Origin of the sequence: Streptomyces phytophilus (assembly GCF_013870535.1) — a bacterium.
GTDB classification, from domain to species: domain Bacteria; phylum Actinomycetota; class Actinomycetes; order Streptomycetales; family Streptomycetaceae; genus Streptomyces; species Streptomyces phytophilus.
Genome location: NZ_JACBXC010000971.1, coordinates 1 through 2,332 on the forward strand (window position 1 = coordinate 1; position 2,332 = coordinate 2,332).

General features: G+C 75.7%; 3 protein-coding genes. 2 read left to right on the forward strand and 1 reads right to left on the reverse strand.

The features are described 5' to 3' along the window. Both H5J30_RS27880 and H5J30_RS27885 read left to right on the forward strand, forming a co-directional pair. A partial coding sequence (locus H5J30_RS27880) for a sensor histidine kinase (protein ID WP_181790068.1) occupies positions 1–899 on the forward strand: 899 nt, incomplete at its 5' end. Next, entirely contained in the window at positions 896–1,588 is a 693-nt protein-coding gene (locus tag H5J30_RS27885) for a response regulator transcription factor (protein ID WP_181790069.1), read from the forward strand. The genes H5J30_RS27880 and H5J30_RS27885, both read left to right, overlap by 4 nt. Before the next feature lie 169 nt (positions 1,589–1,757). Here H5J30_RS27885 and H5J30_RS27890 read toward each other — a convergent pair. Further along, positions 1,758–2,332 (reverse strand): TIGR02452 family protein (locus tag H5J30_RS27890; protein WP_181790070.1); only part of this gene is annotated, 575 nt, incomplete at its 5' end.

Consider the following 2,332-nt stretch of genomic DNA (forward strand, 5'->3'; position numbering starts at 1 on the left):
GGTTCGAGGACCTGTCGTGGCAGGACGCGAGCCGGATGGGCTCGGTGGCCGCGTTCCCGCTGGTGGCCGGCGTACTCGGGTACTCGGCGCACAACCGGCGGGCCTATCTGGCGGCCGTCGAGGAGCGGGCCAGACGGGCGGAGAAGAGCCGGGAGAGCGAGGCGCGCCGCCGGGTGGGCGAGGAACGGCTGCGCATCGCCCGCGAGTTGCACGACCTCGTCGCCCACCAGATCACCCTGGCCAACGCGCAGGCCACGGTCGCCGCCCACCTCTTCGACTCCCGCCCCGAGCAGACCCGCAAGAGCCTCACGGAGCTCGTCCGGACCACCAGCGACGCGCTCGACGACCTGCGCGCCACGGTCGGGCTGCTGCGCCAGTCCGGGGACACCGCCGGGCCCGCGGAGCCGGCGCCCGGGCTGTCCAGGCTGCCCACGCTGCTGGACTCCTTCGGCCGCGCGGGTCTTGCGGTGTCGCTGGAGGAGGAGGGCACGGCGAAGCCGCTGCCGCCGGGGGTGGACCTCACCGCGTACCGCATCGTCCAGGAGGCCCTGACCAACGTGACCAAGCACGCCGGCACCGGCACCGCGCGGGTGCGCCTCGTCTGGAACCGCGACACCCTCACCGTCACCGTCGCGGACGACGGCGGCGGCGCCCGTACGGGACCGGCGGCCACCGCGTCCGAGCACGCGCCCGGCTACGGTCTGATCGGGATGCGCGAACGCGCCACCGCGGTCGGCGGCCGCCTCTCCGCGGGCAGCCGCCCCGAGGGCGGCTTCCTCGTCTCCACCGAGCTGCCCCTCCCGGCCGCCAGGGACAGGGCGCACGGCGCGGGCGACGGCGGCGGTGCGGAGGACACGGACACCGAGACGGAGACGGAAGAGACGGGGGAGGCGCGGTGACGCTGCGGGTGCTGCTCGCCGACGATCAGGCGCTGCTGCGCGGTGCGTTCCGGATGCTCCTCGACACCGCCGACGACATCACCGTGGTCGGCGAGGCCGAGGACGGCAGGGAGGCGGTGCGCCTCACCCGCGAACTGCGCCCGGACGTCGTGGTCATGGACATCCGCATGCCCGAGGTCGACGGCCTCGCCGCCACCTCGGAGATCGCCGCCGACCCGGAGCTGCGCGGCAGCCGCATCCTGATCCTCACCACGTACGAGACGGACGAGTACGTCGCGCAGGCGCTGCGCGCCGGGGCCGGCGGCTTCATCGGCAAGGGCATCGGCGCCGGGGAGTTGGTCGACGCGGTCCGTACGATCGCCGCGGGCGACACCCTGCTGTCGCCCGCCGCGACCCGCTCCCTGGTCGCCCGCTTCCTCGCCACCCCGGACGACGCCCCGCGCCACCACCCCGAACGGCTCGCCGTGCTCACCCCGCGCGAACGCGAGATGGTTGCGCTGGTCGCCACCGGCCTGTCCAACCAGGAGATCGCCGAGCGGATGTTCCTCAGCCCCTTCACCGTCCGGGCCCACGTGCAGCGCGCGATGACGAAGCTGGAGGCCCGCGACCGGGCGCAACTCGTCGTCATCGCGTACCGCACGGGGCTGGTGCACGCCGCCCCGGACGGCGACGGCGACCGCCCGTCGTGAAGGTCACGGCAGGGCGGCGAACTCCGGCAGCGCCAGCGCCGAATGGGCCGGCCGCGGGGGTGCGGCGGGCATCGTCCGCGGCCACCGGACTCCGCTGGTGCGACCGGACCAGCCCGTCGCCTGCCCTGGCGGCCACCGCACCACCGCTGCGGGTACCACGGCCCGCCGGTCAGCCGGTGGCGAACGCAGCCTCGAAGGCCGCGCGGTTCGCCGACACCGGCTGCCGGTCCCACACGGCGAACACCAGCCGGGGGAACCGCCCCGCGAAGCGCCCGCCGGGCTGAAGGTGCGTACGGAACGCCGCCGCCACCTGCGCCGGGTCGTTGCGGAACACCCCGCAGCCCCAGGCGCCCAGCACCAGCGCCGTCACCTCCGCGAGCGCCGCGACCTCCAGCACCCGTTCCGCGCGCTGGGTGAGCGCGGCGGGGATCCGGTCCGCGTCGGTCGGCGTGCGCTGGGCGATGACGCCCGCGTTGGGGGCGGCGGAGGTGAGGAAGTCGGCGGCGTACGGCTCGGCGAGGAGCGCGCCCGCGTCGTCGCGGAACACCGGGACGGCGGGGGAGTGGACGACGCGGTGGGTGTAGAAGGGGCTGCGGTCGGCGCGGTGGGCGGCGTAGAACTCCGGGGCGCGCAGCAGCGCGGGGTAGAGCGCGGAGGCCCGGCACAGCTCCTCCTCCTGCGCGCGGGCGCCGTTGACGTAGCCGCCGCCGGGGTTGCGGGCGGAGGAGAAGTTGAGTACGCCGA